The following is a 26,931-nucleotide window of genomic DNA, read 5'->3' as shown; positions in this document are numbered from 1 at the left end:
CCCCCTTCGGGCCCAATCTTGGATGGCCCGAAAGGACTATGCGTACGCGGCAGATCACCCAACGGAGTGAGCGATGGACAAGCGCGAGCTCCCGTGCGTACAGGGCGAGTTGCCCGTTCGATTGTGACCGGCGGACCGGTACGGCGTGGAGCGCACCGACCCTCCGGCAAGCGTTCGGCACCCCGAACATGTCTCTCCCCGCAGAGGGGAGCGGAGGTACGCACCACCGCGGAGCCTCGTGAGCGGTCGTGCTCAACTCGGTCTGGAACAAAGGCGGAAGGAACGACTGGGACAAGCGGGTACTGCTGAGCCGTGGGGCGGCGGGAGCAGGTCGTACGGAGAAAGCTGCGCCGGCGCGAGCCCGCGCGGCCACCCGGAAAAGGCCGTGCACCGGGTGCGCCGAACCCGACCGGGGAGCCGCGACCAGGTTAGGCGAACACATGGTCCCCTGTCCGGCGAATCAGAACGTAGGCTCTACCCATGGCAAAGAAGCGCTCTGGCGGCGGGTTGACCGCCACGCAGCAGGCCGCCAAGTTCCTGGGAGTCAGCGTGCTCGCCGGAGCCGTGCTGGCCGGGCTCGCCCTGCCCGCAGTCGGTTCCCTGGGCCTGGCGGCGAAGGGCTCGGCCGAGGGGTTCGACGAGCTGCCGACCGACCTCAAGCGCCCGCCGCTGAGCCAGCGGACGACCATCCTCGACAGCACGGGCAGCGAGATCGCCAAGATCTACTCGCGCGACCGCACCGTGGTCGATCTCAAGGACATCGCGCCCCACCTGCGCAAGGCGATCGTCGCCATCGAGGACGCGCGCTTCTACGAGCACGGCGCCGTCGACCTCAAGGGTGTCCTCCGCGCACTCAACCGCAACGCACAGGAGGGCGGCGTCTCCCAGGGCGCGTCGACGCTGACCCAGCAGTACGTCAAGAACGTCTTCGTCGAGGAGGCGGGGAACGACGCCGACAAGGTCGCACAGGCCACGCAGCAGACCGTCGGGCGCAAGATCAAGGAGCTCAAGTACGCGATCCAGATCGAGGAAGAGCTCGGGAAGCGCCGCATCCTGGAGAACTACCTCAACATCACCTTCTTCGGGCAGCAGGCGTACGGCGCCGAGGCGGCCGCGCAGCGGTACTTCACCAAGTCGGCGAAGGACCTGACGCTCGGTGAGTCCGCGCTCCTCGCCGGCCTCGTGCAGTCCCCCACCCGCTACGACCCCGTCAGCAACGAGGACGAGGCGCTGAAGCGACGCAACACCGTCCTCGCGAGGATGGTGCAGCACGGCGACATCACCCGGGACGAGGCGAAGGCCGCGCGCGCCAAGCCGATCGAACTGAAGATGAGCCAGCCGAAGAACGGCTGCATCACGGCGAACAGCGGCGCCGGGCACTTCTGCGACTACGTCCGCAGGGTCTTCCTCAACGACCCCGCCTTCGGCAAGACGGAGAAGGCCAGAAGCAAGCGCTGGGACCAGGGCGGGCTGACGGTCAAGACCACGCTCGACCCGAAGGCGCAGAGCTCCGTCAACGCGTCGATCGAGAAGCACGTCCACAAGGACGACAAGGTGGCGACCGCCGTCTCCATCGTCGAGCCGGGGAGCGGCAAGATCCTCGGCATGGGCCAGTCCAGGCCGTACGGGCTCGGCAAGAACGACACCGAGATAAACCTCGCCGTCGACGACGACATGGGCGGCGGCGCCGGCTACCAGCCGGGCTCCACCTTCAAGCCGGTGATAGCGGCGGCCGGCCTCGACCGCGGCATGAGCCCGTACCAGAGGTACTCCTCCCCGTACCGGATGAAGTACCCCTCGCCCGTCAACACCTGCAAGGGGCAGTGGAGCGGCAGCGCACCGGTCGAGAACGAGAACCGCAAGGAAGTCGGCCCGTACCGGATGAAGGAGGCGACCGCGAAGTCGGTCAACACCTACTTCGTCTCGCTGATAAGCCAGATCGGGATCTGCCCGGTGACCGACATGTCCAAGAAGATGGGCATCGAGCGCGCCGACGGGAAGGACCTCGACCAGGTGCCTTCGATCTCCCTCGGCACCCAGGAGGTCTCCCCGCTGACGATGGCCGAGGGGTACGCCACCTTCGCCAACCGCGGCGTCCACTGCACGCCCGTCGCCATCGAGTCGATCACCGACGCGCAGGGCAAGCAGCTCTCCGTCCCCAAGACCGAGTGTGAGCGGGCGATGTCGGCGAAGACGGCGGACACCGTCAACGCGCTGCTCCGCGGCGTCGTCGAGGACGGCACGGGCAAGCAGGCCGGGCTCGGCGGGCGCGACAGCGCGGGCAAGACCGGTACGACCGACAACCGGTACGCCGCCTGGTTCGTGGGCTACGCGCCGAACATGTCGGGCGCGGTCTGGGTCGGCGACCCCAACCACCAGGTGCAGATGAAGGACATCAGCATCGGCGGCCGCACCTACGACAAGGTCTTCGGCGGCGAGGTACCGGGACCGATCTGGCGGGACATGATGACGGGCGCGCTCGCCGACAAGCCCGCGCAGAAGTTCAAGAACGTCAAGATCAAGGACGACAAGAAGGACAACCGCAAGAACAAGAAGCGCCCCAACCGGAACAACAAGCCCGGCGGCAACAACAAGCCGGACCACGACAAGCCCGACGACAACCCGCTGCCCGACTTCAGCATCCCGCCGGACGTCCTCGGCGGCGGTGACGGCGGCCGCGGGAACGACAACGGCGGCTGGGACTTCGGCCGGTAGCCACCATCCGGTGCACGAGAAGGGGCGCCCCGTACCAGCGGGACGCCCCTTCTCGCATGCGGTGCCTCCTACGAGAGCTGCCGCTTCACCTCCGCCGCGAGACGCTTGCCGTCGGCCCGGCCGGCGGTGCGCGGCTTCAGCAGCTTCATCACCGCACCCATCGCCTTCGGGCCCTCGGCGCCCTCCGCCCTCGCCTCGGCGACCGCCTCGCCGACGAGCGCCGTCAGCTCCTCGTCCGTCAACTGCGCGGGGAGGTACTCCTCCAGCACCGCACCCTCGGCGCGCTCCCGCGCCGCCTGCTCCTCGCGCCCGCCGTCGGTGAACGCCTCGGCGGCCTCACGGCGCTTTTTCGACTCGCTGGTGAGCACGGCGAGCACCTCCTCGTCGGAGAGCTCCCGCGCCTCCTTCCCCGCGACCTCCTCCTTGGTGACAGCGGCGAGGGCCATCCGGAGCGTGGCGGAGCGGACCTCGTCCCGCGCCTTGATGGCGGCGGTGAGGTCCTCGTGCAGACGGGACTTGAGGGTGGTCATGGACACAGTCTGCCAGCAGCCCCGCAGCCGGCACCTCCTCTGCACGCTCCGTGACCGAGCACTCCCGAAGCGGTCGGCCGCTCCTCCCGACCCGCTGCCGCGCCCCGCGGGGGTCTGCGACGATGGCCGCATGCGCGCGCGATACCGGCTCCCCCTGAAGACCGCCCTCGGCATCACCACGGTGGGCGCGGCCTGCCTCGGCTACGCGGCGGGCGTCGAAGTCCGCTCCTTCCGGCTGCGACGCGTCAGCGTCCCCGTGCTGCCGCGCGGCATGCACCCGTTGCGCGTCCTCCAGGTCTCGGACATCCACATGGTCGGCGGACAGCGCAGGAAGCAGCAGTGGCTGCGCTCCCTCGCCGGGCTCCGCCCCGACTTCGTGATCAACACCGGCGACAACCTCTCCGACCCGGAGGCCGTCCCCGAGGTGCTCGACGCACTCGGACCGCTCATGGAGTTCCCCGGCGCCTACGTCTTCGGCTCCAACGACTACTACGGCCCGAAACTGCGCAACCCCGCGAAGTACCTCATGGAACGCGCGACGGGCCGCCACGGCCTCAACGGCAACCCGCCCGCCGTCGGCGCCGTCCACAACCCGTGGGAGGGCCTGCGCGACTCCTTCGACGCGGCAGGCTGGGTCGGCCTCTCCAACACCCGCGGCCGCCTCAAGCTCGACGACGGCACCGAGATCGCCCTCACCGGTCTCGACGACCCGCACATCAAGCGCGACCGCTACGCCGAGGTCGCCGGGGGCCCGGAAGCCGACGCCGACCTCTCGCTCGCCGTCGTCCACGCCCCCTACCTCCGCGTCCTCGACGCCTTCACCGCCGACCGCTACCCGCTGATCCTCGCCGGCCACACCCACGGCGGCCAGCTCTGTGTCCCCTTCTACGGCGCCCTGGTCACCAACTGCGACCTCGACACCGACCGCGTCAAGGGCCTCTCCGGCCACCGCGCCGGCGGCAACGAGTCGTACCTCCACGTCTCGGCGGGCTGCGGAACCAACCGGTACACCCCGGTGCGGTTCGCCTGCCCGCCGGAGGCCACGCTGCTCACGTTGACGGAACGGGGTTGACGGTTCGGGTTCCCTCACGCGCGAGCCGGACCCGCGGCCGGCTGATCCGCCCGGGCCCCTTCGTGCCCGGGCGGTACCCCGTCGCATTCCCCGTCGTCCGACCGGTCCGCGCCCCTCTCGCGTGCGGGGATACCGGATTTCGCGTCTGGGCGATGCTGGGCTAGAGTAGTCGTCGTTGCTTCGGGGTGTAGCGCAGCTTGGCAGCGCGCTTCGTTCGGGACGAAGAGGCCGTGGGTTCAAATCCCGCCACCCCGACTGAAGAAACAAGATCAGGGGCCTGATCCGTGAGAACGGGTCGGGTCCCTGATCTATTGCAAAGGCAGCCTGAGAGACGATCTCGGTCAAGCCCGCCCCGGAGCGCGCTCTGAGACTCCGCGGAGTCAGCAGGCACGAGCACTCCCGACACCAAACCAGCGCTCCAGGCCCACAGTTGACCGAAGTCACCATGCCGAACTACGTCAACGGACATTAAGCTCACCCCACATGACAGCTCATCACTCAGCGCATCCCCACAACCACGCCCGCACTCTCGCCCGGCGTGTGCGAGCGCTGAGGGAAGCCCGCGGATGGACGCGTGAGCGGCTCGCCAAGGAAACGGGCATCACCGCCAACACGTTGGCCCGCTTGGAAAGCGGGGGAGCAATCCAGCCAGGTTTCTTTACCGTCGGCACCATCGCTGAGGCTCTAGAGGTCTCTCTTGACGAGCTTTTTCAAGAGACCAAGGCGCCTCCCGGCTTGTGGTCCGCAGGCTACGAAGGGCGGGACATCGACTCGTTTGTCAGCTCTCTCCTCGACAGCCACATCGACGTCGTGGCGGACGTACGGCTCACGCCGATCAGCCGTAAGAAGGGTTTCAGCAAGACCCGCCTTGATCATGCGCTCGCCGAAGCCGGTATCGAGTACACGCACCTGCGGAGTCTAGGCAACCCGAAGGACAACCGGGCACCATTCTGGGATGGGCGCCTCGACGTGGGACGGGCCCGCTTTCGCGGCGTGCTTCAAGCCGAGAAGGCGCAGTCCGACCTGGGGCACCTTGCTCAGCGTGCCCGACGGTCTCGGGTCGCGGTTCTGTGCTTCGAAAAGGACGAGAGCCGCTGCCATCGCCAGGTCGTCCTAGAGGCCGTTCGCAGGCAGGCCGCCGTGTCCGTCATCCCCTTGGCCTGAGTTCGTCCCTCGCACCCGTAGGCGCTCTTGCCTACGGGCCCCGCCTCTCCTGCAATCGAATCGGAGGATCGACGGAGGGGCGCCTCATGGCTGCATTGTCGTCCACGAAGCGACAACGTGCACGAATCATGATCACGGTCAAGACGTATCCGGAACTTTCCAACAAGTATCGGGAGACGAGCTGCGTAGCTGGCATACGCCTGGATAAGGGGCCGCCGGAACACGTACGCCTCTTCCCCGTTCCCTTCCGGCTCCTGGGTGAGGGATCGCAGTTCCCCAAATACTCGATCGTTGAAGTTGACGTTGAGCCGCATAGCGACAAGCAGGACTCGCGGCCGGAAAGTTTACGCCCGGACCTCGACACATTAGAGATCTTGGGAACGGTACCCTCTCACGAGGGATGGAAAGAGCGGTACAAGTACGTTGAACCGCTGGTCGCTTCGTCGCTGTGCGCCATCAAGAAGGACCAGGAGGAGCGAGGAACCTCCCTTGGGGTCTTTCGTCCTGCGGAGGTCACTCACTTCCGCCTGGAACCGGCTGCTCCCTGGTCTGCTTCGAAAGCCGCACTAACCGACCAAATGGATCTGTTCGACCAGGATTTGAGTCCGCTGGAGTGGGTACCACTCGACTTCCGATACAGGTTCCGTTGCTCGGAAGACGACTGTCCGACGCACGACATGGGACTGAAAGACTGGGAGGCCGGGCAATCCTACCGTAAGTTTCTGCGCAAGTACGGGGAGAGCCAAGTGCGCGATGCACTACGGAAGCGGTGGCACGAACAGGTATGTTCCCCGAACCGCGCGGTCCATTTCTTCGTCGGAAACATGGCCAAGCATCCCAAGACATTTATGCTGCTGGGACTATTTTACCCGGAGCGACAAGTCGTCCAGTACGTACAGGACGGCCTGTTCACGGTCTGAGTGGAGTGCGCCTGCTGTTTCAGAAAACGCCCGAGAGGCCCTCGATGCGCGTCTGAATGCGCCGGGCGTCGAGCTCTCGATGCTGGGACGAGTAGAGATCAAAAGCTTGCTGCCAGGAACGGCGGGCGTCGTCTGTGTCGTAGCCAGCGAGAGCATGCCCAAGGTGTTCCAGAGCGTCGGCTTCGGCAGTGGTGTCGCCAAGCGCGGAATAGAGAGCGATGGCCTGGCGGAAGCGGCCGGCTGCCGTGTGAGGCCTTCCTGTGTGATGGTCGATGTAGCCCAAGCTGATAAGAGTTCTTGCTTCGCCGCTTCGGTCGTTGTTTGTGCGGCACCTCGTCAGGGCGTCGGCGCAGTGCTGGCTGGCCTGGTCGAAGCGGCCCAGCTTTGCGGCGTACCAGCCGACTTCGTTGAGCGCATGAGAGCCGCTGACCTGGACTCCTAGCTCGTCGTAGAGTTCAAGTGCCCGGTGAGCGTGTTGGAGTGCCTGCTGGTTGTCCCCCTGTTCCTCCCACGCTTTGGCGATGGCCCGGTGAGTGTGTGCCTGCCCGAGGGCATCGCCGTCCGCTATCGCTCCGGTGAGTCCTTCTTCGAGGTGAGTCAACGCTTCCTCGTGGCGGCCGAGTTGTGCGCATGCACGGCCGAGGTGACGGTATGAACGGGTCCGGGTGGGAGGGTCGTTGAGGTGCTTTGATGCGTCTGCGCCGGCCCGCCAGGCAATGAGGTTGTCGTGGAGGTGACCTTGCCGTAGCTGAAAAGTCGTAAGGGCCCACGCCAACTGCCAGACACGGGCATGCCATTGTCTTCCGGCTGCCATGTGCAGAACCGCCATCACGTTGGCGCGTTCGACGCTGAACCACTCCCATGCGGCTTCCGCACTGGCAAGGGGTTGCGGCCGACATCCGAGGGATCGCTCACCGAGTTCAATTGCCGCGTGGTGCGGAGCAATAAGTACATCTGCGTCATGCGCGGTGCGAGCGCAGAACTCGGCCATACGTTGCAGGCCCGCAGTGCATTCATCGTGCGGGTGATCGGCGTGTGCGCGCTCCGCCGCGTACAGCCGGACAAGGTCGTGCATGCGGTAGTGGTCAGCGCCTAGTTGCTCCACCAAGGAGGCGCGTTCCAGCGACCGTAGAACCTTACGGGCCCGGGCAACTGGTCCGCCCATGAGACTGGCAGCGGCATGGAGGCTTAGGTCAGAGCCAGGGGCTAGCCCGACCAATCGGAAGACCGCAGCTTGCTCTGCTGTGAGGGCCTGGTACGACCACGAGAGCACCGACTCCAACCGCGTAGCCGACGTGCCTGCGTCAAGAGCTTCCAACCTAGTGGAAGCATCACGCAACTCAGCGGCGAAGTCAGCAAGCGGGGCTCGGGGCTGCAGACCTGCATGGCTGGCGACGACGCTCAGTGCAAGGGGGAGCCCCGCACACCACGTCACCAGCTCCGCGACAGCAGCGGGTTCAGCCGCCAGCCGATCCTCGCCCAAACGACGGCACAACAGCATCCGCGCTTCGGCCTGATCAAGCGTGTTGACCGAGAGCATGTGGGCGCCGTGTGTCGCTGACAAGCCCGCCATCCGATCACGGCTTGTCACCAGGACGGTGCACTTCGGACTTCCTGGAATGAGCTGTGCCACCTGGTCACTATCACGGGCATTGTCCAGCACGATCAGCATCCGGCGCTGCGCTACGAGGCTGCGGAACATGGCGAGCTGGGAATCGGGTTCTGCTGGGATTTCTTTTTGATCCACGACGAGCGCATCGAGGAAGCCCCTCACTGCCTCGTGCGGGGTCACCGGTTGGTCGCTGGGGTCGAAACCGCGCAGATTGACGAAGAGCTGTCCGTCTGGGAACCGGTTGATGTGCTGGTGCGCCCAGTGCAGCGCCAGCCACGTCTTCCCTATGCCACCAGTACCGCCGATTGCGGAGATCACGACGGGCGAGCCCGCTGGCACGCTCGCTTCAAGAGCGCTGCTGAGCGACGCGAGTTCAGCGTTCCGTCCGATGAATGCGAGGGGCGCCGCGGGCAACTGCCGAGGCACCACCGGACCGGGACACGCGGTGTGGACGTGAACGTCACCCTGGATATCCCGAGCCTGCACCACTGGACCGTTGACCGTGCCGCTGACACTGTTGCGAACCTCGGCTCCCGTCATGGCGTCCAACGCGTCCTGTGGCAGCTCATTCATGCTGACGAGTGTGCCACTCGAGGCGAGAACTGCAGATGCGTACCGCTGAGACGCATTCAGTTGTCTGGCCGCGCTAGTTGGTGAGGCTAGCGCGCCTACCCGACCCGGACCTAGGCCGCTGGTAGCCCTAGCCGTTTGCGAGGAGATGCCTCGTGCCGGATTCTCCAACTCAACGATGCGCGACATGCCAACGCTTCTTTGTGCCGAGGCCGTAGCCGAACCCCATTGGGGACGGAGAAACCATGGGTGCAAACCTCGCCATGCCGGCTGGAAAACAGGATGACCAGCCCGTCAGAGTCCAGCCCTCTCTGCTCTCCGTCGCCTGCATCCCGGGGCATCGACGTGTGCAACTCCTGTGCCGTGGCAAGACGCCACACACCTTGCCGGCGCGTCACACCCGCTACTGGCCCCCTCGACGCAGCGTGGCGATCGCAAGGCGCAGAGCGACGCCTCCGACAGGGGACGCCGGCTTCCCCCGCCCACCGGGACGCCTCCCCCTCCGCCCCCTCCCCCCGCACGCCACAATGTCCCCATGGACCAGAGTGAAAGGCCGGTAAGCGGGGCGCAGCCCCCGGGGCATGCAGTGGGCGAGGGCGGGGAACTGCCGGATTGGGAGAAGCGGTTCAGGGCGCCGCGGGTGTCGCTGCCGGAGTGGGCCGAAGGAGCGCCGGAGCGTGGGCTGTTCGTCTCCAACGCGACCGGGACTTTCGAACTGTACGCCTGGGACCGCGCCACCGGTGACAGACGCCAGGTGACGGACCGGCCGAACGGGACGACCTCCGGCACCCTCACGCCCGACGGTGCCGAGGTGTGGTGGTTCTCCGACACCGACGGCGACGAGTTCGGCGTCTGGATGCGCCAGCCGTTCGGCGGTGGTGAGGACGTGCCGGTGAGCGGGGAGCTCGCCGCGTCCTACCCGGCGGGGCTCGCGCTCGCTGCCGACGGGACGGCGGTCGTGGGGAGGTCGACGGACGAGGACGGGTCGACGCTCCATGTCCTCCGGCCCGGCGAGGACCCGCGCGAGGTGTACCGCCACCGCGAGACGGCCGACGTCGGCGACGTCTCGAAGGACGGCGCGCTGCTGGCGATCGAGCACACCGAGCACGGCGACGCGATGCACTCGGCTGTCCGCGTCGTCCGCGTCGCCGACGGCTCGACCGTCGCCGAGCTCGACGACACCGAGGGCGGAACCCTCGAACTCGGCCTCACCGTCCTGGGGTTCGCGCCCGCCGAGGGAGACGCGCGCCTCCTCGTGGGGCACCAGCGCCGCGGCCGCTGGGAGCCGATGATCTGGGACCCGCTCGCGGGCGAGGTGCACGAGGTCGCGGTGGAGTTCCCCGGCGACCTCTTCGCCGACTGGTTCCCCGCCGAGGCCGCGGGCGGCGAGGGCACGCTCCTCCTCGTCCACAGCTTCCAGGCGCGCGACGAGCTGTGGCGGTACGAGATCGCCACGCGAGAGCTCTCCCGGATCGAGACGCCCGCCGGCTCGATCGGCGGCGCGACGGCCCGGCCCGACGGCTCGGTCGAGTTCCTCTGGTCGTCGGCGGCCGAGCCGCCGCAGGTGCGCTCGACGTCGGGCGGCACGGTGCTCGATCCGCCGGGACCGCGGGCGCCTTCGTCGGTCGCCGTGGAGGACGCATGGGTGGAGGGCCCGGGCGGCACCGTCCACGCGCTGGTGCAGAAGCCTGCGGGCGAGGGCCCGTTCCCCACCGTCTTCGAGGTGCACGGCGGTCCGACGCACCACGACAGCGACAGCTTCGCCGCGCAGCCGGCGGCCTGGGTGGACCACGGCTTCGCCGTCGTACGCGTCAACTACCGCGGCTCGACGGGGTACGGGCGGGCGTGGACGGACGCGCTGAAGCACCGCGTGGGACTGATCGAGCTGGAGGACATCGACGCCGTCCGCAGGTGGGTGGTGGAGGCGGGGCTCGCCGACCCGGAGCGGCTCGTCCTCGCCGGCGGCTCCTGGGGCGGGTACCTGACGCTCCTCGGCCTCGGCACGCAGCCGGACGCGTGGGCGCTCGGCCTCGCCGCCGTCCCCGTCGCCGACTACGTCACGGCGTACCACGACGAGATGGAGGCGCTGAAGTCCATGGACCGCACGCTCCTCGGCGGCACCCCCGAGGAGGTCCCGGAACGCTTCCGCGCCTCCTCGCCGCTGACGTACGTGGACGAGGTGCGCGCACCCGTCTACATCTCGGCCGGCGTCAACGACCCGCGGTGTCCGATCCGCCAGGTGGAGAGGTACGTCGAGCGGCTCGCCGAGCGTGAGGCGCCGCACGAGGTCTACCGCTACGACGCAGGGCACGGTTCGCTCGTCGTCGAAGAGCAGATCAAGCAGGTGCGGCTGGAGATCGAGTTCGCACTGCGGAACCTCAGGGACGCGCCCGCCCCGCGGGTTCTGGGTTAGCGGGCTCGGCGGGCGATGCGGACTCGCCGCCCCCCTCGGGGGGTTCTACGGGCCGCGGGGTGCCGGGGGGCGTACCGCCCGCCGGTCCCCCGTCGCCCGGGTGGAGGCCGAGCTCCGCGTCCCGGACCAGCTCCGCTTCGCGCCGGAAGAGGCGGAACCACATGAAGACGACGAAGCCGGCGAAGACGAACCACTCCGCCGTGTAGCCGAGGTTCTGGAACGCCTTCATGTCGAGCCCGGTGTTGTCGGCGGCGGCCGGGGGTACGGGGCGCAGCTTCCCCTCGGTTTCCTGCACCGTGAGCCAGGCCGACTCGACCTCGTACGGCACGAGGTTGATCAGCGGCGCGGGGCTGACGAACCCCAACTGCCCCTCGGGCAGGGCGCCCTGCGCCTCGCGCCCGGCCCGGTCGTGGGACTCGGGCGCCTGGAGGACGCCCTCGACGGTGACCTCGCCGCGCTCCGGCGGCGGTACGTCCGACGCGTCGGGCTCACCCGGCAGCCAGCCGCGGACGACGGGCACGGCCTTCCCTCCGCCCTTCGGGAGCAGCAGGTCCAGCACGTAGGAGCCCTGCTGTTCGTCGAGCCGCCTGTCGGGGACGAGCAGCGGGTGCCCGGTGTCGTACCGCCCCTCGACGCGTGCCGTGCGGTCGACGCTCTCGTCGGTGACGGGCAGCAGGTCGCGGAGCGGCTTCGCCTGCGCCTGCTCCGCCTCCGCCGAGTACTCCTGCCGCTCCTGGTGGTTCTCGACGCGCGCGTCGAAGCGGCTCAGCTGCCAGCTCCCCATGAAGAGGCAGACCGGGATCGCCAGTACGGCGAAGATGTTGATCCCCCACCACCGCGGGGTCAGCAGGAACCGGTACACGGAGGCCACGGTACGCGGGGGACATTCGGCACGTTCCGGCGGGGAGGTTCCGACGGCGGCGCGGTGCTTCGGGGCGGTGTCGGCTCGGCTTCCCGGACGCGGTCGGTCAGTTGATGCGCTCGGGCGTCCGCGGGCGGGCCGAACCGGCAGTCTCGGGTATGGGGTCCGCTCGCACAGTCGGGCGGGGACGCTCGTCCGCAGGCACTCGTACCCGACGTCGCACGCCGCTTGCTCGGCACCCGACCGGCAGACCCGCGTGGGGATGCCCCCTCGCCGTCGCGGTGCGCGAGCAACGGTCGCCCGTACGCGAGCACGACCGATGTCCGGCGTCACCACGTGTCCGTCTCGGCACCGGCGGACCCGCGTCAGGCATCCCCGGCGGTCGGGACGTCGACAAGCGCTACCGCCCCATCGACCCGCTCCCCCACGCCGTACCGCGCACGCCGAGTGTTCAGCTCCCGGCGCACAACCGCGCAACTCCGGTCCCGCAAGCAGACGTTGGCGCAGAACCCCGGTGGACCGCTCACCCCGCGGGGAGCACCCCCGTGCGGTAGATGGTCCCCGGGCAGGAGCTCTTCACCGCGGTGTCGGCCGCCTGCGGCGTACCGCCGTCGGGTGTGTGGCTGATGACGACGAGCGGGTCCTCCTCCGGGCCGCCGGAGCCGCCCGTCTCGCCGCCGTCGTCCTTGCCCTCGTCGCCGTCGTCGTCGCCCTCCTCGCCGGTTCCGTCGCCGGCGACCGCGCCGGGTCCTTCGCCGCCCGGCGGGGCGCTGCTGTCCCGGCAGGTGGCCGAGTCGGGGACCCAGGCGAACTTGACGAGGTAGGCGGCGCCCGGTTCGAGGACGAGTTCGTCCGCCTCGCTCGCCGGGTCGGGGAGTCCGGCGGCCGGGTCTCCCGGGGTGTGGTCGACGATCCGTACGGGCTTGCGCGTCGACGTCCCCTGCATCGCGGCGCCGACGACGCCCTCGCCCTGGATGCTGCACGCCTCGCCCGAGGTGTTGGTGACGCGGAAGCTGCCGTAGACCCTGCCCTGTTCGTCGGGCTCGCCCGAATCCCCCGAGCCGGCGCCGAGTTGCTCGCGTCCGCAGCTCGGGGCGCTGCCGACGAGGGTGTCGCTGGGGTCGGCTCCGCGGTCGGCGCCCTCCGTGTCCTGCCGCTCGCCGCTCGGGCCCTGTCCCTCGTTGTGGCGGCCGCCGGCGGACTCGCCGGTGTTCTCGCTGCCCTCGGTGCCGCGGCTGCTCTCGCCTGCTCCGTCCGCCGGGCCCTGCGTCTGGCCCTGGGTCTCGTGGGCGGTGACCGAGTCGCGGTCGTCGTCGGGGAGGACGCCGCCGAAAAGGAACACCGGGATGCCGACGGCCGCGACGACCGCGAGCGCGCCCGCGCCGACCAGCGCCTGCCTGCGTCGCGCCCGGCGCACCGGTACCGCGTGGTGGAGCCGCTCCAGGGCGTCGGGCGAGGGCTCCAGGTCGGCGACGCTGCCGTGGAAGAGGCTCCGCAGTGCGTCCTCGTCGAAGCCGTCCGGCTCGAACTCGCCGCCGTGCTGCGGCGTCTCCTCGCCGCCGTCCATGCCCCTCGGGTCCTCGTCCGGTGTCCCGGGACGCCCGTGGAGATCACTCATGACGCTGCCTCCATGGCGACGCGCAACGCCGCGATGCCGCGCGAGCCGTACGCCTTCACGGACCCCAGCGAGAGGCCGAGCACCTCGGCGACCTGCGCCTCGGTCATGTCCGCGAAATAGCGCAGCACGAGCACCTCGCGCTGCCGGCGTTGCAGGCCCCGCATCGCGTTGATCAGGTCGTCCCGCTCGAGCCGCTCGTACGCGCCCTCTTCGGCGCTCGCCATGTCCGGCATGGGCTTCGAGAGCAGCTTCAGCCCGATGATGCGGCGACGGAGCGCGGACCGGGAGAGGTTGACGACCGTCTGCCGCAGATAGGCGAGGGTCTTCTCCGGATCGCGCACCCGCTTGCGCGCCGAGTGGACGCGGATGAACGCCTCTTGGACGACGTCCTCGCACGAGGCGGTGTCGTCGAGGAGGAGAGCCGCGAGGCCGAGCAGGGACTTGTAGTGGGTGCGGTAGGTCTCGGTGAGGTGGTCGACGGTGGTGCCGGCTGTCATCGCGTCGTCAGTCTCTGCGGAGCGCGCGGGCGCAGCGGTGCGACCAGCCGAAGACCAAGGGGCGATCACGGGCACACCGCCGGTCCGCGTACCGGGGTGCCCGAGTGCCGTTGCCATTCCGAGTACCTCTGCCACGCCTGTTGGACACGCTGCCCCCCGTCAGGGTTGTACGCGCGGGACAGCGTGCTCGCTCTCACGACGGTCGCCCGCATCCGCACCACTCATCCTCAATGCCCCGTCCTCCACGGCTGCTCGGACACGTCCCCCGGGCCTCCGGCCGTGGAAGCGAAGACGCCCCCCGTCCCGCCGCCGGTTGCAGCAGGGCGAAGAGCGAATTCTCACGCAGTGAAAGGGCGTTGGCCAGTGACCGGGGCTCCGGGGGTAACCGGGGTCAGCGGCCGGTGCCGCCGTAGACGACCGCCTCGTCGCTGGCGCTGTCGAGGCCGAAAGCGGAGTGCACCGCGCGCACCGCCTCGTCGACGAGCTCCTCGCGGGTGACGACCGAGATGCGGATCTCCGAGGTGGAGATGAGCTCGATGTTGACGCCCGCGTTGGAGAGCGCGTCGAAGAACGTCGCCGTGACGCCGGGGTTGGTCTTCATCCCGGCGCCGACGAGGGAGATCTTGGCGATCTGGTCGTCGTAGCGGAGGGATTCGTAGCCGATGGTGCCCTGCGCCCGCTCCAGCGCCGAGATCGCCTTCTTGCCCTCACTCTTGGGGAGCGTGAACGAGATGTCGGTGAGCCCCGTCGAGGCCGCCGAGACGTTCTGCACCACCATGTCGATGTTGACCTGCGAGTCCGCGATCACGCGGAAGATCGCGGCGGCCTCGCCCGGCTTGTCCGGGACGCCGACGACCGTGACCTTGGCTTCGGACGTGTCATGGGCGACACCCGAGATCAGCGCCTGCTCCATCGATTGCTCCCCTTGCTGACTCTTCTCGCCGGCGCTTCCTCGCGCACGCCGAGGATCCTCGTTGCTGACCCAGGTGCCCTCCAGGCCGGAGAACGAGGACCGCACGTGGATCGGGATGTTGTAGCGGCGTGCGTACTCGACGCACCGGTGCAGGAGCACCTTCGAGCCGGAGCTCGCGAGCTCCAGCATGTCCTCGAAGGAGATCCAGTCGATCTTCCTCGCGGACTGCACGACGCGCGGGTCCGCGGTGAAGACGCCGTCGACGTCGGTGTAGATCTCGCAGACCTCCGCGTCGAGCGCGGCGGCGAGCGCGACCGCCGTGGTATCGCTGCCGCCGCGGCCCAGCGTGGTGATGTCCTTGCTGTCCTGCGAGACGCCCTGGAAGCCGGCGACGATCGCGATGTTGCCCTCGTCGACGGAGCTCTGGATGCGGCCGGGGGTGACGTCGATGATCCGCGCCTTGTTGTGCACGGAGTCGGTGATCAGCCCCGCCTGGCTGCCGGTGAACGACTGCGCCTCGCTGCCGAGGGCTTTGATCGCCATCGCCAGCAGCGCCATGGAGATCCGCTCTCCGGCGGTCAGCAGCATGTCGAACTCGCGCCCGGAGGCGACCGGCGACACCTCCGAGGCAAGATCGATCAGCTCGTCCGTGCTGTCACCCATCGCCGACACCACGACGACGACCTGGTGGCCGCGCTTCCTGGCATCGACGATCCGCTTGGCGACGCGCTTGATGCCCGCGGCATCGGCAACGGAGGAGCCGCCGTACTTCTGCACGACAAGGCCCACGTGTGCTCGCTCCTCGAATCAGTCGTTCTGGGTCCTTTGGCCGGGACCCGACGGTCGGCTCAGTCTAACGAGCGGGCGCCCGTCACCCGCTCGTCCAAAGCCGCGCATTCCCGCTCCCGGCCCGTGCACACGGGGGCCGCGGCGGATCGTTAGACACCTCACACGACGGTACGTGCGCGGCTGTCGCGGTGTGTCACGCACCAGGGATGCGGGCTCGGCAACCGCCGCACGGAGGCGGGCAGTTGGCAGGGCGCTCAGCGCTCCCCGCGCATCCCGAGGGGTTCGCCGATCTCCGCCGCCATCACCGCGCCGGCCTCCGCCTCCAGGGCGCCGTCGTCCGACGCCGCGCCGCTGTCCGTGTCGAGGCCCTGGAGGTCCCCCAGCGGAGTGTCCTGCCGCACGTGCGCGACGAGCGACTGGAGGGCCCGGAGCGAAGCCGACACCGTCGGGCCCCAGTTGGTGAGGTAGGAGAACTGCCACCACCACAGCGCCTCGCTGACCCGGCCCGTGTCGTAGTGGGCCATGCCGTGCCGCAGCGCCGCGACCGCGTCGGCGAGGTCGTCCGAGATACGGCAGGGGACGGGCGCCGTCCGCGGCTCGTACGGGTCGAAGACCTCGGAGTAGACGTCGATCGGGTCGAGCAGCGCCGCGAGCCGCTCCCGTAGTTCGTCGACGTCCGGCTCGGGGCCGACGTCCGGCTCGTACCGCTCGTCCGGGACGAAGTCCTCGTGCGCTCCCAACCTGCCGCCGGCGAGGAGGAGTTGGGAGACGCTCAGCAGGAGGTACGGGACGGCGCTCGCCGGCTCGTCCCCCTTGGCCACCTCGGTGACGGAGACGAGGAAGCTCTCCACCTGGTCGCGGATCTGCACCGCGAAGTCGTCGGGCTCGGTGGTGATCGAGTTCAGCGTGGCGTCAGACATCGAGCAACCTTCTCCCCTCGAAGGCTCGTCCCAGCGTGACTTCGTCGGCGTACTCCAGGTCGCCCCCGACGGGCAGGCCGCTCGCCAGCCGCGTCACCTTCAGGCCCATGGCCGAGACCATACGCGCCAGATACGTCGCCGTCGCCTCACCTTCGAGGTTCGGATCGGTGGCGAGGATCAGCTCCTTGACGGCTCCGTCGGCGAGCCTCGCCATCAGCTCCCGTATGCGCAGGTCATCCGGGCCGACGCCGTCGATCGGGCTGATCGCCCCGCCCAACACGTGGTACCTGCCGCGGAACTCGCGGGTCCGCTCGATCGCCACGACGTCCTTCGGCTCCTCGACGACGCAGATCACCGAAGGGTCCCGGCGCTGGTCGAGGCAGACCCTGCACTGCTCCTCCTGCGCGACGTTGCCGCACACGGTGCAGAATCTGACCTTCTCCTTGACCTCGGTGAGCGCCTGCGCGAGCCGGCGCACGTCCGCCGGCTCCGCCTGGAGGACGTGGAAGGCGATCCGCTGCGCGCTCTTGGGACCGACACCGGGCAGCCTGCCCAACTCGTCGATCAGATCCTGCACCACGCCTTCGTACACGGAAGCTCCGCTCTCCGAAATCCTGCCCTGTCACACTGGTTGTCGCCCACCGCGGCATCGGCCGCCGCCACGGGCCGGAGGTCACTCAGAAGGGCAGCCCGGGCAGCCCGCCGCCGAGGCCCTGCGCGAGCGGGCCGAGCTTCTCCTGCTGGAGCTCCTGCGCCGCGGAGTTGGCGTCCCGGACCGCCGCGACGACGAGGTCGGCGAGGGTCTCGGTGTCCTCCGGGTCGACCGCCTTCGGGTCGATCACCAGCCCCGTCAGCTCACCGGAGCCGGTCACGGTCGCCTTGACGAGGCCACCGCCCGCCGACCCCTCGACCGGGGTCTCGCCGAGCTCCTGCTGAGCCGCTGCGAGATCCTGCTGCATCTTCTGCGCCTGCTGCAGCAACTGCTGCATGTCGGGCTGGCCACCACCGGGAATCACGAAACGCTCCTGGGCACTCGACGGTCGAGGTCTGCATGACCGGCACGCCCCGCCCGTCACACCCGAGCCGAAGACGTACCGACAGCCCCGACCCTACGTGCTGCACCGCCGGGACGCCGGGGCAAGCCGGGGTCCGCCACTCACCGGTCAACTCCGGCCACGGAGCGATGGACGGGGCGGGGCGCTCCGGTTACTCGTGCTGGTACTCCTCGATCACCGTTGCGCCGAGTTGCTTGATGATCAAGTCGTGGCCTGAGAGGGCCGTTTCGTCGAGGTCGGGGTCGTCCGCCGTGGGCATGTCGTCCGCGGGGTCGACGTACGCCGACGGCGGTGGCTCCTCCTCCGGCTCCGGTTCCGGTTCGGGAGCGCGCGCCTGCGCGGGAGGCGCCGACCGTGCCGCCGTCGCCTGACCCGTTCCGGAGCCGGACGCTGCCCCCCCCGGAGGCGGGGCGCCGCCGGACGCCGGCGATGCCGCCGGGCCGGGGGGCGTCGACGGGCCGCCGAACCCTCCGGCGGGCTGCGACGCGGGCGCCGCCGGGCCGCCGAAGCCACCGGACGGTGCCCCCGGACGGCCGCCGCCCTGGGGGCCGCCACCGGACTGACCGCCGCCCTGCGGGCCGCCGGACCCGCCTCCCGGGTCGACGACCGCTTCCACCTTCCACTGCACGCCGAGTGCGTCGCCGAGGGCCTGGCGCAGTACCTCGTCGCTCCCACCGCCGGTGAAGCTGTCCCTCGCACCGGAGTTGGGGAACCCGATCTGGAGCGTCGTCCCGTCGAAGCCGACGATGTTGGCGTTCTGGCTGAGCAGAATCCAGGTGAAGCGGCGGCGGTTCTTCACCGCCTCCAGAACGTTCGGCCATGCCTGCCGCACCTGCGCCGCCCCCGCCGAAGGGTCGCCGGCGGGACCGCCGGCTGCCGGGCCGCCCGCCTGCGGCGCGGGGGACGGCTGCGACGGCGCGGGGGCCTGCGGCGGTGCGGACGTTCCGGGTGCCGCGTCCGGCTGCCCGGCTCCCTGGCGTTCGCCCGGGCCCGTACCGCCGGGCCAGGCACCCGGCCTGCGGCCGCCGCCGGGCGCCGCCGTGGGCCAGGCACCCGGACGCCTGCCCTGCTCCGTACCGGCCGCACCTGCGGCCCCGGCCGGAGCCGACTCGGGTGCCGGCGGGGGCGGTTGGGGAGCCGGTGCCGGTGGAGGAGGCGCGGAAGCCGCCTCGGGCGCCGGAACGTCAGCCGGGGCGGCCGGAGTTGGAGCATTCGGCGCCGCAGCAGCCGGAGCGGCAGCACCCGGCGCCGGAGCCGGAGCACCCGTTGCGGCGCCGAGGGCCGCCCCGCGCTCGAGGCGGTCGAGCCTCGCCTGCACCGAGCGCTCATCCCCGTACGCCGCGGGCAGCAGCACCCGGGCGCAGATCAGCTCAAGCTGCAACCGGGGCGAGGTGGCGCCCCGCATCTCCGTGAGCCCGGAGTTGACGAGATCGGCGGCGCGGCTCAGCTCGGCCTGCCCGAAGACCGACGCCTGCGCCTGCATCCGCTCGGCGACCTCGGGAGGCGCGTCGATCAGGCCCTTCTCCCCTGCCTCGGGGACCGAGGCGAGGATCACCAGGTCCCGCAGGCGCTCCAGCAGATCGGCGACGAACCGCCGCGGATCGTGCCCGCCCTCGACCACCTGCTCGACGACCTCGAAGGCCGCCGCGCCGTCGCCGGCCGCGAAGGCGTCGACCACCGAGTCGAGGAGGGAGCTGTCGGTGTAGCCGAGGAGCGCCGTCGCCATGGCGTATGTCACACCCTCCTCGCCCGCGCCGGCGAGGAGTTGGTCCATCACGGACATCGAGTCCCGGACCGAGCCGGCGCCCGCGCGGACGGCGAGCGGGAGCACGGCCTCGTCGACGGCGATCTCCTCGCGCCGGCAGACCTCGGCGAGGTACTCGCGGAGCGTCCCCGGCGGGACGAGGCGGAACGGGTAGTGGTGGGTACGCGACCGGATGGTGCCGATGACCTTCTCCGGCTCGGTGGTCGCGAAGATGAACTTCAGGTGCTCCGGCGGCTCTTCGACCACCTTCAGCAGCGCGTTGAAGCCCGCCGACGTGACCATGTGCGCCTCGTCGACGATGTAGATCTTGTATCGGCTCGACGCGGGACCGAAGAACGCCTTCTCACGCAGCTCCCGGGCGTCGTCCACGCCGCCGTGCGAGGCGGCGTCGATCTCGATCACGTCGATCGAGCCGGGGCCGTTGCGCGCGAGGTCGAGGCAGGAGCGGCACTCACCGCACGGCGACGGAGTGGGCCCCTGCTCGCAGTTGAGGCAGCGGGCGAGGATGCGCGCACTCGTCGTCTTCCCGCAGCCGCGCGGACCGCTGAAGAGGTACGCGTGGTTGACGCGGTTGTTCCGCAGAGCCTGCTGGAGCGGCTCCGTCACGTGTTCTTGCCCGATGACCTCGGCGAAGGTCTCGGGGCGATACCTGCGGTACAGAGCGAGCGACGACACAACACCGACGATATAGGTGACCGCCGACAAGTGGCGTCGGTCACAGGCGGATCGGGGGCCTCACCGGCCTCCCGCATCACGGGACGCACCCCGCACGGGGCCGCCCCGGCGTGCACGGACAAGTCAACGCCCCCCACGCACCCGCCAGAGCCAACCTACCCTTGCTGCCTTCCGGCCCTGGGGGAGTTCAGTCAGATAGCGCCACGTGAGGGGCTGCGCCAACAGTACCTGATCCCCCGACCGGGAGACGAGTTCGCGAGCACTGGACTCGTTGTGTAGAGTCTCCGGCGGAGGATTCGCCTAGTGGCCTAGGGCGCACGCTTGGAAAGCGTGTTGGGGGCAACCCCTCACGAGTTCGAATCTCGTATCCTCCGCCCAGCCTCACCGGGCTGAACGAAGACCCCGACCGGTTCGCCGGTCGGGGTCTTCGTGGTTCGTAGTCCCAACAGCAGTCTCAACCGAAGGTTCTAGGCCCGCCGGTCTGGCGGGCACGGCCGACCTCCGCCGGGCGCCGGTTCGGCCGCCTCCTATCCTCAACCCGTGAGTACGACCAGTCGCACCCGCCGGTTCGGGCAGATGCTGCGCTCCTGGGCGCTCCTGCCTTCCGACCACGGAGACGCAGCGCCGAGCCTCCCGGCGCGGCCCGTATCGCGCTCGCCTCTGCTGCCGCCGCGCGCCGTGGATTGGGTGCTGGCGGGCATCGCGTTGGTGCTCGCGGTGGGGAACAGCCTCCAGAACCCCTACTCGGGGCCGGCCACTCCCTGGGCGAACGTAGTGATCGCCGCGGTGAGCGCGCTGCCGCTGCTCGCACGGCGGCGGGCCCCCGAACTGGTACTCGCCGCCGGGCTGCTGGCCAAGGTCCTCCTGACCTCGGCTCTCGTCGCACCCTTCGCCTACTACGCGGTGGGCGCCTATCGCGGCCCGCACAGCCGGCGTACGGCCTGGGCGTCGGCCGGTGTCGGGCTGGTGGTACTCGCGCCCTGGAACGCGGCGGTGTGGTCCGACTTCCGGACAGTGGCGATCTGGTTCGCGGTGAACTTCGTCTTCTCCTGCCTGGTGCCGCTGCTGTTGGGGCTGTACGTGGGCCAACGGCGCGCCGTCGTCGCCGGTCTCGTCGAACGGGCGGAGCGTGCCGAGCGGGAACAGCGACTCGTGGCCGAGGCGGCGCGGGAACAGGAACGCCGGCGCATCGCAGGGGAGATGCACGACGTGGTGTCCCACCAGGTGAGCCTGATCGTCGTGCACGCCAACGTGCTCACCGCCGTCGCACACGATCCGGAGACAACGGGCGAGACAGCGCAGACCATCCAGACGGCCGGTCGACGCGCGCTCACCGAACTCCGCGAGATGCTGGGGCTGTTGCGGAACGACCCGGCCGAAGGGGACGAGGAGCCACAGGCCGCTGCGAGCAGCGACTCCGCGCAGGACGCGTCAGGAGAGCCGGCGCAGGTTCCGGCCGAGCGGCGGTCCGCCGCCGGCGCGGCCGTCGACCGCATCGGCGAGCTGGCCGACAGCTCCCGGGCGGCCGGGCTGCCCGTCACCATGCGCGTCGAAGGCACGCCGCGGACGCTGGCTGAGCCGGTCGAGCGTGCTGCGCACCGGGTCGTGCAGGAGGCGCTGACCAACGTGCACAAGCACGCCCCGGGCGCCAGCACGCAGATCAACCTCGCGTACGAGCCGCAGACCGTGCGGGTACGGGTCGTCAACGGCCCGATGGGGAAGCCCTCCGAGCCGGCTGCCGACGGTGAACCTCTGCTGCCGAGCGGGGGGCACGGGCTGATCGGCCTGACGGAGCGGGTCCGGCTGGCCGGAGGCACCGTCGAGTCAGGGCCCACCGGTCACGGCGGCTTCCGGGTCGATGCCGCGCTGCCCGCGTCGGCGGCCGCGGACTGACCCTGGCGAGGCCGCGGCCTCCCGGCGCGGCTGCGAGCAGATCGGGGCGGGGTGCACCGAGTCGGGGGGTGCGGCTCCTGTCGTCGAAGGGCCGTCGTCCGGGGCTTCAGGCCAGCCCGGCGTCGTGGGCGATGAGCGCGACCTGCGTGCGGTTGGCGGCGTCGAGCTTGGTCATGATCCGGGTGAGATGGACCTTGACCGTGGACTGGCTCACGGACAGGTCGGTGGCGATCTCGGAGTTGCTGCGGCCGCGGGCGACCGCCACGGCGACCTCGCGCTCGCGAGCGGTCAACTCCGCCGTCCGGGCTCGCGCTTGCTGGACGGCTCCGCCCGTGGCGAAGGCGGCCAGCAGCCTGGTGGTGATGCGCGGTGAGAGCATCGCCTCGCCGCGTGCGAGGACCCGTACCGCGTCGGCCAGTTCGCGCGGCGAGGCGTCCTTGAGCAGGAACCCCGCTGCGCCGTGCCGGAGCGCGGCGTGGACGTACTCGTCGACGTCGAAGCTGGTGAGCACCGCGACGGCGGGAGGATCGGGCAGCGCTGCGAGCTGCCGGGCGACCTCCAGGCCGCCGACGCGGGGCATCTGGATGTCGGTGAGCACCACGTCCGGGCGGTGCTCACGCACGAGTTCGGCCGCCACCGAGCCGTCCTCGCCCTCGGCGACGACCTGGATGTCCGGCTCGGCGTGGAGGATCAACCGGAGGCCCCTGCGCACCAACTCCTCGTCGTCGAGCAGGACCACCGTGACCGTCACTCACGCCACCACCTAGACCGCGTACGGGCAATATCGCCTGCACACGGTATCCGCCGCCCCCGGTACGCCCCGCAGGCAGCGATCCGTCCGTCGGCGTCACGCGTCGCAGTCGACCGCGGACGGGGGCGTCGCCCCGTCACCCCGCGGCACGATGCGGCCACCTCGCCGTACGACTTTCGGGCAGTGCGTCCAAGCGGAGAGAGCGATGTGCCGAGGGTGCCGGCCGGGACAGGATCGACGGCGTCGGGTCCGAAGTGGGCGTCCCCGTGCGGGAGTTCGAGAGGACGCGGGCAAGCGGAATCACGCGGGGGCCGGCCGAGCGGCTCCACAGCGGACGGAACCGACCCAGGCCGGCCCCTTGCAGGCCCGCTTCGGACCGTGACCGAAACACGGACGAGACACAGGAGGACGGATGAGCAAGCGCGGCAGGGCAGCAGTGTGCGCGGTGGCGGGGGCGATCACGCTCACCATGGCGGTGACACCGTCGGCGTCGGCGATCATCGGTGGACACGATGCCACCTCGCCTTACCCGTTCATGGCGAGCGTGCAGAAGGACGGCCACCACTACTGCGGGGCCTCCCTGATCAAAAAGGACTGGATCGTGACCGCCGGGCACTGCACGGTGGACGTCGAGCCCGAGGACCTCTCCGTGCGGGTCGGCGACCACGATCGCACGAAGGGTGCCGAGGCGAAGGTCACCAAGGTCGTCGCGCACCCGGACTTCTCCTACGAGCCGTTCCGCAACGACGTGGCCGTCATGAAGCTGGACCGCCCCGTGGATGCGGAGCCCATCCGGCTGGCCGCCGAGTCCGGGCCGACGGGTACCGACACGCGCATCCTCGGCTGGGGTATGACCTGCGAGGACGGCAGCGAATGCCCGAATCCGCCGATCCGCCTCCAGGAGCTGGACACCCGGATCGTCGCCGACGAACGGTGCAGCGAGGACTACCAGGCGAAGAACGAGCTGTGCACCGACAGCCCCACCGAAAACGCGCAGGCGTGCGTCCTCGACTCCGGCGGGCCGCAGATCAAGGGCCGCCCCGGCGACTGGGAACTGATCGGGGCGACCAGCCGCGACGGCGACGCCGACCCGAAGTGCGCCACAGGACCGGGCATCTACACCGACCTGACCGCCCACCGCGACTGGATCGAGCGGACCGTCGCGGAGTGAGGGCTCCCGCCCGACGGGAGGACGGGAACGGGCCCGTGGTCTTCGCCGAGTCCGCTTGCCGCCCCACGAGTTCGAGCCTCGTGTCGCCGACTCACCGGGCTGCGCGCACGGCCCCACCGCGCAGGCGGTGGGGCCGGCGCGAGGACGGCGCACGGAGCTTCCGGCCGGATGGCGCGGGTACTGCTCGGTCCCGGCTTGCCGCCCTCGCTTCCACGTCGAGCGCTGCGATGCGGGACCGGAGTCGGAGTCCGCGGAGGCAGTCCCGCGGCGGGCGCCGCCCGGTCGAACGTCAGGAGAAGTTCTCGAACTCGGCGACGGAGCCGTCCTCCTTCGCGTTCCCGTCCTCGTCGGTGCGCTCGAAGACGCCGCGCATCGCCCAGTTGATCCAGCCGCCGTCTCCCTTGTTGGTGAAGGTGCCGTCCTCGAAGATCCAGATGCCGTAGGTGACGCCGTCGTACTCGGCGGAGCCGTACGTCTGGACGCCGTTGAGGTCCTCGTCGTAGTCCTGGCTGAGGTTGCGGACGACGACGTTGTACTCCTCACCGCTCGCGTACCAGGCCGTGTTCATCAGGTTCTTGACGAAGCCCTCCCGGTTCTCCGCCTTCTTGATCGAGCTCTCGATCTCCTTGGCGACCTCCAGGGCGTCGAAGCTCACGTCGAAGGAGGCGTCGGCCGACGCGCTTGCACCGGAGGAGGAGCCGCCCTTCGCGGGGGCGGCCGGCGCGGCCGAGACGGAGGCCGCCATCGGCACCGCCGCGAGACCCACGACCGCGGCGACGACGATGCCTCGGCGGATCATGGTCTTACGCATGGGAATCACTCCTTGCGGTTGCTTTCTCTGCCAACGCCCCGCACGTTGCCGAACGCCGCCAACGCGGCGCATACGCGGCGCTCTTGTCGCGCCAACGCGCGGCCAACGCGCCCCCGGCGCCCGTCGATCCGGCGTGCGACCCGACGCCGTCAGCCGCGCGCGATGCGCCGGTAGCGGCCCACCGCGAGGGGCATGAAGACGGCGACGACCGCCAGGGCGCATGCGACGGCGTACCCGGTGGCGTGCTGGGCCGGCCAGGACGTCGAGGCGGGCAGCGCGGCGGGCGGATCGTTCCCGAGGAGGGCACGCGCCGCCGTCGCGGTCGCGGTGACGGGGTTCCACTCCGCGACGGCGGCGAGCGGGCCCGGCAGCGAGTCGACGGCGACGAAGGCGCCGGAGACGAAGGTGACGGGGAAGAGCCAGACGAGCCCCGCGCTCTGCGCGACCTCGGTGCTCCGCGCCGTCAGCCCGATCGTCGCGCCGACCCACGACATCGCGAAAGCGAAGAGCAGCACCAGGAGACAGGCGCCGAGCGCCCCCGCCAACCCGCCCTCCACCCGCCAGCCGATGAGGAGCCCGCACAGGGACGTCACGGTGAGGGTGACGGCGCTCATCGTCAGGTCGGAGAGGGTACGGCCGAGGATGACGGAGCCGCGCGGCATGGGCAGCGCCCTGAAGCGGTCGACCATCCCCCTGTCCATGTCGGCCGCGAGCCCGACCGCGGTGAAGGAGGCGTTGAAGGTGACGGCTTGCGCGAAGATGCCGCCCATGAGGAAGGAGCGGTACTCCGCGCCCCCGAGGCTGCCGCCGAAGACGTAGGCGAGGAGCAGCACGAACATCAACGGCTGTACCAGCGCCGCGATCAGGGCCCCCGGGGTGCGCCGCAGGTTGACCAGGTTCCGCTCGGCGACGACGAGTCCGTCGCGCACGGTGCGCAGCGGCCCGGCGGTGGTGCGCGGGGCGAGGCTCGGCGCCGTCATGCGGGCGCTCCGCTCCGCCGGCGTGCGCGCGGCGGCGTGCGGCCCTCGTTCGTGGGAGCGCCCGGCGCCTGCGCCCGTCCCGTCAGCGTGAGGAAGACGTCGTCGAGGGTGGGCGGTGCCAGCGCCGCGTCGCGCACCTCCACGCACGCCGCCTCGAGCGCGTCGAGCGCGTCCCGAAGTCCCCGCGTACCGCGGTCCGTCGGGACGGTGACGGTGCCGGCGCGCGCGTCAGCAGCGGGCGGGTACGGGCCGAGCGCGGCGAGCGCCTCGCACGCGGCGCCGTCTGCCGACGGGTCCGTAAGGGCGACGGTGATGCGCTCACCGCCGACGGCCGCCTTGAGCCGCTCCGGCGTACCGTCGGCGACGACCCGCCCGCCGTCGATGACGGCGACGGTGTCGGCGAGATGGTCGGCCTCCTGGAGGTACTGCGTCGTGAGGAGCACCGTCGTGCCGTCGGCGACGAGTTCGTCGACGGCGCTCCAGGTCTCCGCGCGCCCGCGGGGGTCGAGCCCGGTCGTGGGCTCGTCGAGGAAGACGACGGCGGGGCGGGAGGCGAGGGCCCCGGCGAGGTCGAGCCGCCGGCGCATGCCGCCGGAGAAGCCGCCGCTCGGGCGGTCGGCGGCCGCGCCGAGGTCGAACCGCTCCAGCAGGTCCGCGGCCCGGCGGCGGGCCGCGCCGCGGCTCATCCCGTAGAGCCTGGCGACGAGGCAGAGGTTCTCGCGCGCCGTCAACCGCTCGTCCAGCGCCGCGTATTGGCCCGAGACCCCGATGCGGGCACGGACCTCCGCCGGCTCGTCGCGCACGTCGCATCCGGCGACCGAGGCGCGCCCGCCGTCGGCCCGGAGCAGCGTGGTGAGGACGCGGACGGTGGTGGTCTTGCCGGCGCCGTTGGGCCCGAGGAGAGCGAGGACGGTACCGGCGGGGACGCTCAGGTCGACGCCGCGCAGCGCGTGGCGGCCCCCGAAGCGGCGGGTCAGCCGCTCGGCGACGATCGCGGCGCCGGTGCGCTCGGCGCTCACCGGGAGGCCAGCGCGCTGCGCGGCGTCAGGTCCGTCCAGTGCGCGTCGACGTAGGCGAGGCACTCCTCGCGCGAAGCGGGGCCGTGTACGGCCTGCCAGCCGGCGGGGATCTCGGCGAACTCGGGCCAGAGCGAGTGCTGGCCCTCGTCGTTGACGAGGACGCGGTGCTGGACGGCGGGGTTGTCGAAGGGGTTGGTCATGTCTCTTCACTCTTTT

At 70.5% G+C, this 26,931-nt stretch carries 22 protein-coding genes, 2 tRNA genes and 1 other RNA gene; 9 read left to right on the top strand and 16 right to left on the bottom strand.

Features of this window, described 5'->3' with window-relative positions:
- Positions 1 to 480: 480 nt before the first annotated feature.
- The gene (locus tag F603_RS0120440) at positions 481 to 2,715 is read left to right on the top strand and encodes a transglycosylase domain-containing protein (protein WP_051096280.1); all 2,235 of its coding nucleotides are present in this window, start codon (positions 481 to 483) and stop codon (positions 2,713 to 2,715) included.
- Positions 2,716 to 2,783: 68 nt separating this feature from the next.
- On the opposite strand, the gene F603_RS0120435 is transcribed toward F603_RS0120440, so the two are convergent.
- Positions 2,784 to 3,245, bottom strand: coding sequence for a GatB/YqeY domain-containing protein (locus tag F603_RS0120435; RefSeq protein ID WP_019547833.1), 462 nt, complete (start codon positions 3,243 to 3,245; stop codon positions 2,784 to 2,786).
- A gap of 130 nt (positions 3,246 to 3,375) precedes the next feature.
- On the opposite strand from F603_RS0120435, the gene F603_RS0120430 reads away from it, so the two are divergent.
- The 4 genes from F603_RS0120430 to F603_RS0120415 all read left to right on the top strand — a co-directional run bounded on the left by F603_RS0120430 (position 3,376) and on the right by F603_RS0120415 (position 6,401).
- The gene (locus tag F603_RS0120430; protein ID WP_026328581.1) at positions 3,376 to 4,317 is read left to right on the top strand and encodes a metallophosphoesterase; all 942 of its coding nucleotides are present in this window, start codon (positions 3,376 to 3,378) and stop codon (positions 4,315 to 4,317) included.
- A gap of 181 nt (positions 4,318 to 4,498) precedes the next feature.
- Positions 4,499 to 4,572, top strand: a tRNA-Pro gene (locus F603_RS0120425).
- Between the two features lie 228 nt (positions 4,573 to 4,800).
- Positions 4,801 to 5,481: a DUF488 family protein, N3 subclade gene (locus F603_RS33550; RefSeq protein ID WP_051096278.1), complete on the top strand. Its 681-nt coding sequence runs from the start codon at positions 4,801 to 4,803 to the stop codon at positions 5,479 to 5,481.
- A gap of 128 nt (positions 5,482 to 5,609) precedes the next feature.
- The gene (locus F603_RS0120415) at positions 5,610 to 6,401 is read left to right on the top strand and encodes a hypothetical protein (protein ID WP_019547830.1); all 792 of its coding nucleotides are present in this window, start codon (positions 5,610 to 5,612) and stop codon (positions 6,399 to 6,401) included.
- A gap of 19 nt (positions 6,402 to 6,420) precedes the next feature.
- Here the strand turns inward: F603_RS0120415 and F603_RS34200 are convergent, their stop codons facing one another.
- Positions 6,421 to 8,586: a tetratricopeptide repeat protein gene (locus F603_RS34200; protein WP_158678663.1), complete on the bottom strand. Its 2,166-nt coding sequence runs from the start codon at positions 8,584 to 8,586 to the stop codon at positions 6,421 to 6,423.
- A 532-nt stretch (positions 8,587 to 9,118) separates the two neighbouring features.
- On the opposite strand from F603_RS34200, the gene F603_RS0120400 reads away from it, so the two are divergent.
- A complete protein-coding gene (locus tag F603_RS0120400; protein WP_078503705.1) occupies positions 9,119 to 10,996 on the top strand; it encodes a S9 family peptidase in 1,878 nt (625 codons plus the stop codon).
- On the opposite strand, the gene F603_RS0120395 is transcribed toward F603_RS0120400, so the two are convergent.
- The 9 genes from F603_RS0120395 to ffs all read right to left on the bottom strand — a co-directional run bounded on the left by F603_RS0120395 (position 10,962) and on the right by ffs (position 20,308).
- Positions 10,962 to 11,858, bottom strand: a complete 897-nt coding sequence (locus F603_RS0120395) for an SURF1 family protein (RefSeq protein ID WP_051096286.1) — start codon at positions 11,856 to 11,858, stop codon at positions 10,962 to 10,964. The genes F603_RS0120400 and F603_RS0120395 overlap by 35 nt on opposite strands.
- A gap of 523 nt (positions 11,859 to 12,381) precedes the next feature.
- Positions 12,382 to 13,476: a hypothetical protein gene (locus F603_RS0120390; RefSeq protein WP_245600837.1), complete on the bottom strand. Its 1,095-nt coding sequence runs from the start codon at positions 13,474 to 13,476 to the stop codon at positions 12,382 to 12,384.
- Positions 13,473 to 14,090: a SigE family RNA polymerase sigma factor gene (locus F603_RS0120385; RefSeq protein WP_245600836.1), complete on the bottom strand. Its 618-nt coding sequence runs from the start codon at positions 14,088 to 14,090 to the stop codon at positions 13,473 to 13,475. The genes F603_RS0120390 and F603_RS0120385 overlap by 4 nt, the downstream gene beginning before the upstream one ends.
- 274 nt (positions 14,091 to 14,364) lie before the next feature.
- Positions 14,365 to 15,675, bottom strand: a complete 1,311-nt coding sequence (locus F603_RS0120380) for an aspartate kinase (RefSeq protein WP_019547824.1) — start codon at positions 15,673 to 15,675, stop codon at positions 14,365 to 14,367.
- Between the two features lie 254 nt (positions 15,676 to 15,929).
- Positions 15,930 to 16,595 (bottom strand): DUF5063 domain-containing protein, encoded by a 666-nt coding sequence (locus F603_RS0120375; protein WP_019547823.1) that lies wholly within the window; start codon positions 16,593 to 16,595, stop codon positions 15,930 to 15,932.
- Entirely contained in the window at positions 16,588 to 17,187 is a 600-nt protein-coding gene (gene recR, locus F603_RS0120370; RefSeq protein WP_016906369.1) for a recombination mediator RecR, read from the bottom strand. The genes F603_RS0120375 and recR overlap by 8 nt, the downstream gene beginning before the upstream one ends.
- 85 nt (positions 17,188 to 17,272) lie before the next feature.
- Positions 17,273 to 17,611: a YbaB/EbfC family nucleoid-associated protein gene (locus tag F603_RS0120365; protein WP_078503704.1), complete on the bottom strand. Its 339-nt coding sequence runs from the start codon at positions 17,609 to 17,611 to the stop codon at positions 17,273 to 17,275.
- Between the two features lie 190 nt (positions 17,612 to 17,801).
- Positions 17,802 to 20,090 (bottom strand): DNA polymerase III subunit gamma and tau, encoded by a 2,289-nt coding sequence (locus F603_RS0120360; protein ID WP_019547821.1) that lies wholly within the window; start codon positions 20,088 to 20,090, stop codon positions 17,802 to 17,804.
- A gap of 119 nt (positions 20,091 to 20,209) precedes the next feature.
- Positions 20,210 to 20,308: signal recognition particle sRNA small type (gene ffs / locus F603_RS34195), an RNA gene on the bottom strand.
- Between the two features lie 71 nt (positions 20,309 to 20,379).
- Between ffs and F603_RS0120355 the strand changes: the two genes are divergently transcribed.
- Together F603_RS0120355 and F603_RS0120350 are read left to right on the top strand one after the other, a co-directional pair.
- A tRNA-Ser gene (locus F603_RS0120355) sits at positions 20,380 to 20,464 on the top strand.
- Between the two features lie 166 nt (positions 20,465 to 20,630).
- Positions 20,631 to 21,983 (top strand): sensor histidine kinase, encoded by a 1,353-nt coding sequence (locus F603_RS0120350; RefSeq protein ID WP_245600835.1) that lies wholly within the window; start codon positions 20,631 to 20,633, stop codon positions 21,981 to 21,983.
- A 106-nt stretch (positions 21,984 to 22,089) separates the two neighbouring features.
- Here F603_RS0120350 and F603_RS0120345 read toward each other — a convergent pair whose 3' ends face one another.
- Positions 22,090 to 22,734 (bottom strand): response regulator, encoded by a 645-nt coding sequence (locus tag F603_RS0120345; RefSeq protein WP_019547819.1) that lies wholly within the window; start codon positions 22,732 to 22,734, stop codon positions 22,090 to 22,092.
- Positions 22,735 to 23,146: 412 nt separating this feature from the next.
- On the opposite strand from F603_RS0120345, the gene F603_RS0120340 reads away from it, so the two are divergent.
- Positions 23,147 to 23,905 carry a S1 family peptidase gene (locus tag F603_RS0120340; protein WP_019547818.1) on the top strand — a complete coding sequence of 253 codons (759 nt, stop codon included), beginning with the start codon at positions 23,147 to 23,149 and terminating at the stop codon, positions 23,903 to 23,905.
- A 289-nt stretch (positions 23,906 to 24,194) separates the two neighbouring features.
- On the opposite strand, the gene F603_RS0120335 is transcribed toward F603_RS0120340, so the two are convergent.
- From F603_RS0120335 to F603_RS0120320, 4 genes are all read right to left on the bottom strand, one after another.
- Positions 24,195 to 24,716 (bottom strand): hypothetical protein, encoded by a 522-nt coding sequence (locus F603_RS0120335; protein WP_019547817.1) that lies wholly within the window; start codon positions 24,714 to 24,716, stop codon positions 24,195 to 24,197.
- 149 nt (positions 24,717 to 24,865) lie between these two features.
- Positions 24,866 to 25,696 (bottom strand): ABC transporter permease, encoded by an 831-nt coding sequence (locus tag F603_RS0120330; RefSeq protein WP_019547816.1) that lies wholly within the window; start codon positions 25,694 to 25,696, stop codon positions 24,866 to 24,868.
- Positions 25,693 to 26,715: a daunorubicin resistance protein DrrA family ABC transporter ATP-binding protein gene (locus F603_RS0120325; protein WP_019547815.1), complete on the bottom strand. Its 1,023-nt coding sequence runs from the start codon at positions 26,713 to 26,715 to the stop codon at positions 25,693 to 25,695. The genes F603_RS0120330 and F603_RS0120325 overlap by 4 nt, the downstream gene beginning before the upstream one ends.
- The gene (locus F603_RS0120320) at positions 26,712 to 26,915 is read right to left on the bottom strand and encodes an MbtH family protein (RefSeq protein ID WP_019547814.1); all 204 of its coding nucleotides are present in this window, start codon (positions 26,913 to 26,915) and stop codon (positions 26,712 to 26,714) included. The genes F603_RS0120325 and F603_RS0120320 overlap by 4 nt, the downstream gene beginning before the upstream one ends.
- Positions 26,916 to 26,931 lie beyond the last annotated feature (16 nt).

It is taken from the genome of Streptomyces sulphureus DSM 40104 (genome assembly GCF_000381025.1).
GTDB classification, from domain to species: Bacteria; Actinomycetota; Actinomycetes; order Streptomycetales; family Streptomycetaceae; genus Streptomyces; species Streptomyces sulphureus.
The sequence above is the reverse complement of the archived record's forward strand: the minus strand, read 5'-3'. Positions and strand labels throughout refer to the sequence as shown.

Coding starts and splice junctions, on each gene's coding strand:
- F603_RS0120440 (WP_051096280.1), top strand. CDS start 481: ATGGCAAAGAAGCGCTCTGGCGGCGGGTTGACCGCCACGCAGCAGGCC.
- F603_RS0120435 (WP_019547833.1), bottom strand. CDS start 3,245: ATGACCACCCTCAAGTCCCGTCTGCACGAGGACCTCACCGCCGCCATC.
- F603_RS0120430 (WP_026328581.1), top strand. CDS start 3,376: ATGCGCGCGCGATACCGGCTCCCCCTGAAGACCGCCCTCGGCATCACC.
- F603_RS33550 (WP_051096278.1), top strand. CDS start 4,801: ATGACAGCTCATCACTCAGCGCATCCCCACAACCACGCCCGCACTCTC.
- F603_RS0120415 (WP_019547830.1), top strand. CDS start 5,610: ATGATCACGGTCAAGACGTATCCGGAACTTTCCAACAAGTATCGGGAG.
- F603_RS34200 (WP_158678663.1), bottom strand. CDS start 8,586: ATGAATGAGCTGCCACAGGACGCGTTGGACGCCATGACGGGAGCCGAG.
- F603_RS0120400 (WP_078503705.1), top strand. CDS start 9,119: ATGGACCAGAGTGAAAGGCCGGTAAGCGGGGCGCAGCCCCCGGGGCAT.
- F603_RS0120390 (WP_245600837.1), bottom strand. CDS start 13,476: ATGAGTGATCTCCACGGGCGTCCCGGGACACCGGACGAGGACCCGAGG.
- F603_RS0120385 (WP_245600836.1), bottom strand. CDS start 14,090: ATGGCAACGGCACTCGGGCACCCCGGTACGCGGACCGGCGGTGTGCCC.
- F603_RS0120375 (WP_019547823.1), bottom strand. CDS start 16,595: ATGTCTGACGCCACGCTGAACTCGATCACCACCGAGCCCGACGACTTC.
- F603_RS0120340 (WP_019547818.1), top strand. CDS start 23,147: ATGAGCAAGCGCGGCAGGGCAGCAGTGTGCGCGGTGGCGGGGGCGATC.
- F603_RS0120335 (WP_019547817.1), bottom strand. CDS start 24,716: ATGCGTAAGACCATGATCCGCCGAGGCATCGTCGTCGCCGCGGTCGTG.
- F603_RS0120330 (WP_019547816.1), bottom strand. CDS start 25,696: ATGACGGCGCCGAGCCTCGCCCCGCGCACCACCGCCGGGCCGCTGCGC.
- F603_RS0120320 (WP_019547814.1), bottom strand. CDS start 26,915: ATGACCAACCCCTTCGACAACCCCGCCGTCCAGCACCGCGTCCTCGTC.